5 protein-coding genes are annotated in these 6,515 nt (G+C 71.5%); all 5 read right to left on the bottom strand.

Annotation, left to right across the window (positions count from 1 at the left end; genetic code table 11):
• Window positions 1-308: 308 nt before the first annotated feature.
• The 5 genes from KIP79_RS10185 to KIP79_RS10165 all read right to left on the bottom strand — a co-directional run bounded on the left by KIP79_RS10185 (window position 309) and on the right by KIP79_RS10165 (window position 6,424).
• Complete coding sequence (locus KIP79_RS10185; RefSeq protein WP_214104445.1) at window positions 309-1,565, bottom strand: serine/threonine-protein kinase; 1,257 nt, start codon at window positions 1,563-1,565, stop codon at window positions 309-311.
• Window positions 1,566-1,592: 27 nt separating this feature from the next.
• A complete protein-coding gene (locus KIP79_RS10180) occupies window positions 1,593-1,904 on the bottom strand; it encodes an AzlD domain-containing protein (RefSeq protein WP_214104444.1) in 312 nt (103 codons plus the stop codon).
• Window positions 1,901-2,644 (bottom strand): AzlC family ABC transporter permease, encoded by a 744-nt coding sequence (locus KIP79_RS10175; protein ID WP_214104443.1) that lies wholly within the window; start codon window positions 2,642-2,644, stop codon window positions 1,901-1,903. Before KIP79_RS10175 ends, KIP79_RS10180 begins: the two co-directional genes overlap by 4 nt.
• A gap of 78 nt (window positions 2,645-2,722) precedes the next feature.
• Window positions 2,723-4,459 (bottom strand): serine/threonine-protein kinase, encoded by a 1,737-nt coding sequence (locus KIP79_RS10170; RefSeq protein ID WP_214104442.1) that lies wholly within the window; start codon window positions 4,457-4,459, stop codon window positions 2,723-2,725.
• 45 nt (window positions 4,460-4,504) lie between these two features.
• A complete protein-coding gene (locus tag KIP79_RS10165) occupies window positions 4,505-6,424 on the bottom strand; it encodes a serine/threonine-protein kinase (RefSeq protein WP_214104441.1) in 1,920 nt (639 codons plus the stop codon).
• Window positions 6,425-6,515 lie beyond the last annotated feature (91 nt).

Here is a 6,515-nt window from a genome sequence, read left to right as displayed (position 1 = left end):
CCGCCCACCCACCCTTCCGACCCTCCGGGTCCGGGCCCGGCTCCCGCCGGGAGGCTTGGCTACCGCCCCGACGTGCGAAAGATTGGTTGCCGTGGGCGTTTCCCACCCATCACCCTTGGCCTTCGGTCGGGTTCGGCTTACGCCGGGGCTGGGTCGGGTTGATGTGTCCTGGTTGCCGTGGATGCCCCGCATCCCCCTTTGACCTCCGGTCGGGTTCGGCTTACGCCGGGGGTGGGCTCTGGCTTGCGCCCGAGGTTGGGCGTACTGGTCCATAGCGCGATCAGCGCGATAGCCGCGTTGGGTTCCGTTTACGCGGGGGCTGGGCTTTGGTTGGCCTGGTCCGAGTTGGGCTCGATGAGGTTGTCGGTTGGGGGTTCGCTCTGGTCGTTCTCGCTGTCGTCGTTGCCTTGGTCGTTCTCGTTGCCTGTGCCCTTGTTGGGGCGGTCCTCGGAGTTGCCGCGGCCGTTGTTGTCGCGCTTCTCGGAGGGGGGCGGTTTGCGGGGTTTCTTGGCTGGGTGTTGTTCTGATTTCTGGATGGATGTGGGGACATCGGATGGTGAAACTTCGGGGGATGCGGGGGTGATCACCATTTTTGGGGTGGGGGGCGGTGGTTTTGCGTCGCTCTCGGCTGTCAGGTAGGCGACACCGCCGGTTGCCACGCCTACCAGGAGCACCCCGGCGACCGCGGCCAGCGTCCACCCTCGGGTCCGGCCTGGTGTCAGTTCCTCGGTCGGCATGGGTGGGTAACCGGCGGCGATCGACCGTAGCAGGCGTTCGGCCTCGGGAGTCGTCATCCGCTGCGCGGGATCTTTCCGCAACAACTCGGTCAGGACGGGGGCCAGGACCCCTGCCCGTCGCATCGGAACCGGATCCTCGTACATCACGGCCGCCAGTGAGGCCAGGGCGTGCCCTCGATGGAAGGGGGAGCGGCCCTCGACGGCGGCGAACATGGTCACGCCCAGGGACCACAGGTCGGAGGAGCGCTGGGCGCTGCCGCCGGCGGCGCGTTCCGGGGCGATGAAGGCGGGGGTGCCGACCAGGGCGCCGGTTCGGGTCACCGGTGAGTCGTCTTCCAGGGTGGCGATGCCGAAGTCGGTGAGTACGGCCCGGCCGTCCTCGGCCAGCAGGACGTTGTCGGGTTTGACGTCCCGGTGCAGGACCCCGGCCCCGTGGGCGGCGCGCAGGGCGCTCAGCACCTGGAGTCCGATTTCGGCCACCCGCCGAGGTGGGAGCGGTCCGTGTGCCCTGATCTCTTCGCCGAGTGTGCGGGAGCGGACCAGTTGCATCACGATCCACGGGTGGCCGGTCTCCTCGAAGACGTCGTAGACGGCGGCCACCCCGGGGTGGCTGAGCCGTCCGGCGGCGCGGGCCTCCCGGAAGGTGCGGACGGCGAAGAGCTCCCGGTCCTGGGTGGTGAGGTCGCGGGAGGCGTCCAGTTCCTTGACGGCCACCTCCCGCTGGAGGGTCTCGTCCAGGGCCCGCCACACCGTGCCCATCCCGCCCCGGCCGAGCGGCTCGATCAGCCGGTACCGCCCGGCCACCATACGCGTCCCAGTTTCGGCCATGCCCCCCGGGCTACCCGCGAACTCCCCCTACATTCCGAAATATCGTGTCAAAGCGGTCACAACGGCAGCGATCACGAGCACCGCCAGGAACGGGGCACGGAACAGCAGGGCGAGTACGGCCGCGGCCAGCCCGGCGGTTCTGGCGCCGTCCAGGTGGAGTTGCTGGCCGTGCCCGAAAGTCTGTACGGCGATCAGCGCGGCCAGCAGCGCGACCGGCACCAGCGCCGCGAAGCGCCGTACCCCCGGATGTTCGAGCACCCGGCGCGGGGCGGCCAGGCCCGAGAGCTTGAGCAGGTAACAACCCACGCAGGTGACCGCGACGGCCCACCAGACGCTCATGCCGACGCCTCCTCGGCGTTCTGCTCCGGCTCGGTGCTCTGCTCGGGCAGCAGCATCACCACCAGCGCGGCCGTCGCCGCCAGCAGCACGGGCACGCCCGGGGCGGTGACCGGCGTGGCGGCCAGCGCGATGGCCGCGCCCCCGGCCGCGATCAGCCGGATGCGCGCGGTCTCCGCCTTGGGCGTGCGCTCGTCTCCGCGCAGCCGGGGCCAGAGCAGGGCCACGAAGGTCGCCGGGCCGACCACGTCGAGCCCGAACACGGCCGGGTCGCTGACCTGGGAGGCCCCCAGCGCGCCCAGCAGCGTGGTCAGGTTCCACATCAGGTAGACGGCGGCGAAGGTGGTGAAGAACCCGGCCCGTGCCGCCGCCGCGTTCGGCTGGGCCAGCGCCACCGCGGTGGTCTCGTCGATCACCCCCTGCGCGGTGAGCAGCCGCCGCAGTCGCCCGCCGCCTTCCAGGATGACCGCCAGGCGCAGGCCGTAGAAGCTGTTGCGCACCCCGAGCAGCAGGGCCCCCGCGGTGCCCGCGACCAGGCCGCCGCCCCCGGCGACCACTCCGGCCAGCGCGAACTGGGAGGCGCCGGTGAAGGCCACCAGGCTGAGCGCGCACGCCTGCGGCACGCTCAGACCGGCCGTGATCGCCGCGGCGCCGAAGGCCACCCCGGAGACGCCGACGGCGATCCCCACCCCGAGACCGTCCCTGATCGCCGCCCTGCGGTCGTGCCGTATTTCGTCATGCATGTCCGCAATCGTATTAATGAGAAAACCGCCTGCTGATCAGGCAACCAGAGGCCGTCCCTTTCCCATTAACCGAGGTGCTCAGGTGGGGCGGAATGTCGCGGCAAAGGTGTCGAAGTACGACAACCCCGTGCTCCACCGGCGCTCCGGCACCTGCCAGTAGAGCGCGTAACAGGTTTCCTCGATCTTGAACGCCCGGTCGATCACCCGCTGCGGTCCCGAGGAGGGCCGGAAGGTGAACTCCCAGTCCGCGGCGGGCACGCCCTTGTACTCGCCCGGCTCCAGGCTGATCTTCTGGTAGCCGGGCAGCAGCCCCCGCTCGGTGGAGTTGCGTTCCACCGTCTCCAGCGCCGCCACCGGGTCGGTCTCCTCCCAGGGGGTGAGGTCGACCTGCAGGTAGCCGTCCATGCCGGGACCCCGGAACCGTACCCGGGTCTCCTGCCGGTCGGTGGCGGCCCAGCCCGGCGGCAGCGCGATGGCGAAGCCGAGTTCGTCCCGGTAGTTCCGCCAGCCCGGCGGCAGTTGCCGGGTGGGGCGCGCCGAAGGGGTCGGGGAGGGCGTCGTCTCGTCGGCGGGCGTGTCCGCAGGGCTGGGCGAGGAGACGTTCGTGGTGGTCAGGCGGGGTGACTCGGCGAACAAGGTCTGGTAGCCGTACCAGCCGCCGGCCACGAGGGCCAGCGCCAGCACGGGGATGAGCAGCAGGAGCGCCTTGGGTCGGCCCGGCGGTCGCGGTGGCGGCACGGGGTCGGCGGTCACCTGCCGGGGCTCCTGGATCGCGGGCGTCCACGGCGAGATCGAGCGGGGTGTGACGGCGTTCTGGGGGGTCGGGTGCGGGGGGACCGCGACCGGGGGAATCTGGTACGGGGGGACCCCGGGCGGGGGACTCGGATGTGGGACCCCGGGCGGGAGACTCTGATGGGGCGGCAGCGCGGGCGAGGGGTGCTGCCAGGCGGGCACCGGGGGCGGCGTATGCGGGCTCGCCGCCGGGTGACGCGGGGTGGGGATGATGCCGGCCGCCGCCCGCTTCAGCAGCTCCTCCGCCTCCACCGCGTCGATGCGCTGCTCGGGGTTCTTCCGCAGCAGTCCCTCCAGGACCGGCGCCAGCGGACCGGCCCGGTGCGCCGGGTCCGGCTCGTTCTGGAGCACCGCGGCCATGCTCGCGATCGGCGTGACCCGCTCGTACGGCGAACGCCCCTCCACCGCCGCGTAGATGGTGGCCCCCAGCGACCACAGATCCGACTCGGGCGTGGCCGGATGCCCCATCAGCCGCTCCGGCGGCATGAAGGCGGGGGTCCCGGTGAGCCCGCCGGTGATGGTCAGACCCGGCTCCTCGACCATGGTCGCGATGCCGAAGTCGGTGAGCACCACCCGGTTGTCCCCGGTGAGCAGCACGTTCTCCGGCTTGACGTCCCGGTGCAGGATGCCGGCGGCGTGCGCCGTGCAGAGCGCGTCCAGGATCTGCAGGCCGATCGCGGCGGCGCGCTCGGGGATGATCGGGCCGTGCTCGCGGACCACCTCGCCGAGCGAGCGGGAGCGGACCAGCTGCATGACGATCCAGGGGCGGCCGTCCTCCTCGACCACGTCGTGCACCACGATCACGTTGGGGTGGGAGAGCCGCCCGGCGGCCCTCGCCTCCCGGATCGTCCTGCGGTTGAACGCGATCCGGTCCTCCTCGCTCATCGGCGAGTAGAGGACCTCCTTGACCGCGACCGCGCGGTCCAGCAGCTCGTCGTGGGCGCGCCAGACCACGCCCATGCCACCCCTGCCGATACGTTCAATCAGCTGGTACCTGCCGGCCAGGCGACGCGGTTCCTCCACCGATCCCCCTCCGAAACGTCAGCACCGTCCCACCCGGGCCGGGGCTCACTTCGCGGGTTCGAAGGTAGCCGCGAAAGTGTCGAAATAGTGAAGATACTTCTTCCAGTCCTTGTCCCGCGTCTTCCAGAGAATCGCGTACCCGTGGCGGTCGTCGACGACGAAGCCGCGGTTGCGGATGTGGCCGGTGGAACCGCCCGGCTCCCAGGTGAACTCCCAGTCGGCGGCTTCCCGGAAGTAGTCCACCGATTCGATCTTTATCCGCTTGTAGCCGGGCCAGTTGCCCCGGGTGCTCCGCTCCTGGTTCTCCCAGTCCTTGACCGCGTCCGACTTGGGGGAACTGGTGAACCCGATCTGCAGGTACGCCCCGTCCAGCGGCCCCCGGAAATACACGTTGCCCGAGTCCCGCGAGGACACCTTCCAGCCCTTCGGCAGGGCCAGCTTGAAGCCCTTCGGGTCCTTGTGCGTCTTCCAGCCCGCGGGGAGCGCGCCCGCCGACGGGCTCGGCGAGGACGAGGAAGACGGTGAGGACGAGGAAGAGGACGAGGGTGAGGGCTCCGCAGGGGTGGTGCTTGCGGACGGCTCGGCCGGGGTCGTGGCACCAGGCGCGGATGTGGCGGCGGCACCGCCGCCCTGGCCGGCCTCCTGGCTGGCCTGCTGGGCACCCAGCCAGACGCCGACCCCCGCGATGACCAGCAGAGCGGGGACGATCACCAGCGCCGCCTTGACCGCCGGGCTCATCCGCCGGGGCTCGGTGCTCCAGTCGGGGTAGACCGGGGGCGGCGGCTTGGCGGCGGCGGCCTCCTCCTCGCGCGGTTCCGGGGCGGGTGCCTCCGGCTCCCAGGTGCCCGGCAGCGCGCGCATGCCCGTCTCCGGCGGGTACGGGTCCCGGCGGCGGGCGCTGGCCGGAATCGGGGTGCGCTTGGGCGTCTCCTCGGGGTCGGCGGGTTCGGGGTCCGGCTTGGGCCGGGGGGCGGGGATCTCGACGGGGCCGGTGTCGGCCTCGCTGGACTTCACCGCCGGGGAGGGCTTGGCCGGCCTGGGCGGGACCGGCTTCGGCTTGACCGGCTTGGACTTGACCGTCTTGGGTTGGACCGGCTTGGGCTGGACCGAGGGGGAGGTCTCCTGCTGGCTGGTGGGGAACGGCTTGGTGGCGGGTTCCTTGGCGCCGCGCAGCAGCCGTACCGTCTCGTCGTAGTCGGGCCGCTCCTCCGGCTCCTTGGTCAGCAGGCGTTCCAGGACCACGCCCAGCCGTCCCGCGTGCACGGCGGGGTCCGGCTCGTCGTTCAGCACCGCGTGCATGGTCGCCATGGCCATGCCCCGGTCGTGCGGCGGGCGGCCCTCCACGGCCGCGTACAGGGTGGCGCCGAGCGACCACAGGTCGGACTCGCGCTGGGCGGGCCCGCCCCTTAACCGTTCGGGGGCGATGAAGGCGGGGGTGCCGACCAGGCCGGTCCTGGTCATCGTGGAGTCGGTCTCCACCCGGGCGATGCCGAAGTCGGTGAGCACCACCCGGCCGTCCTCGGCCAGCAGTACGTTCTCCGGCTTCACGTCCCGGTGCAGCACGCCCTGGCCGTGCGCGGCGCGGAGCGCGTCCAGCACCTGCAGGCCGATGTCGGTGACCCGGGACGGGGGCAGCGGGCCGTCCTCCCTGATCACCTGGCCGAGCGAGCGGGACTCCACCAGCTGCATGATGATCCAGGGACGGCCGTCCTCCTCGATCACGTCGTGCACCACGACCACGTTGGGGTGGGTGAGCCGGCCGGCCGCCCGCGCCTCGCGCATGGTGCGCCGGTTGAGCTCTTCCAGCTCGTCGTCCATGGCGCTGTCGTACCTGACCTCCTTGACGGCCACCGTGCGGTCCAGCAGCTCGTCGTGGGCCCTCCAGACGATGCCCATGCCACCGCGGCCGATGGGCTGGATCAGCTGGTACCGGCCTCCGACGAGTCGGCCTTCCGCGTTCGACATTCACACCCCTCTCGAAACCCAAGAATCGTCCCACGGATGGCAAATGGATCAAACGGCGAACCACTGCCCCGATCCCGGGATCCGAGACAAA

The sequence above is a fragment of the Acrocarpospora catenulata genome (assembly GCF_018476525.1).
Lineage (GTDB): Bacteria > Actinomycetota > Actinomycetes > Streptosporangiales > Streptosporangiaceae > Acrocarpospora > Acrocarpospora catenulata.
Note: the sequence above shows the minus strand (reverse complement) of the source record. Positions and strands in the feature narration are given on the sequence as shown.

Excerpts from the sequence above, each read along its gene's own strand:
- KIP79_RS10180 (WP_214104444.1), bottom strand. The coding sequence starts at position 1,904 with ATGAGCGTCTGGTGGGCCGTCGCGGTCACCTGCGTGGGTTGTTACCTG.
- KIP79_RS10175 (WP_214104443.1), bottom strand. The coding sequence starts at position 2,644 with ATGCATGACGAAATACGGCACGACCGCAGGGCGGCGATCAGGGACGGT.
- KIP79_RS10165 (WP_214104441.1), bottom strand. The coding sequence starts at position 6,424 with ATGTCGAACGCGGAAGGCCGACTCGTCGGAGGCCGGTACCAGCTGATC.
- KIP79_RS10185 (WP_214104445.1), bottom strand. The coding sequence starts at position 1,565 with ATGGCCGAAACTGGGACGCGTATGGTGGCCGGGCGGTACCGGCTGATC.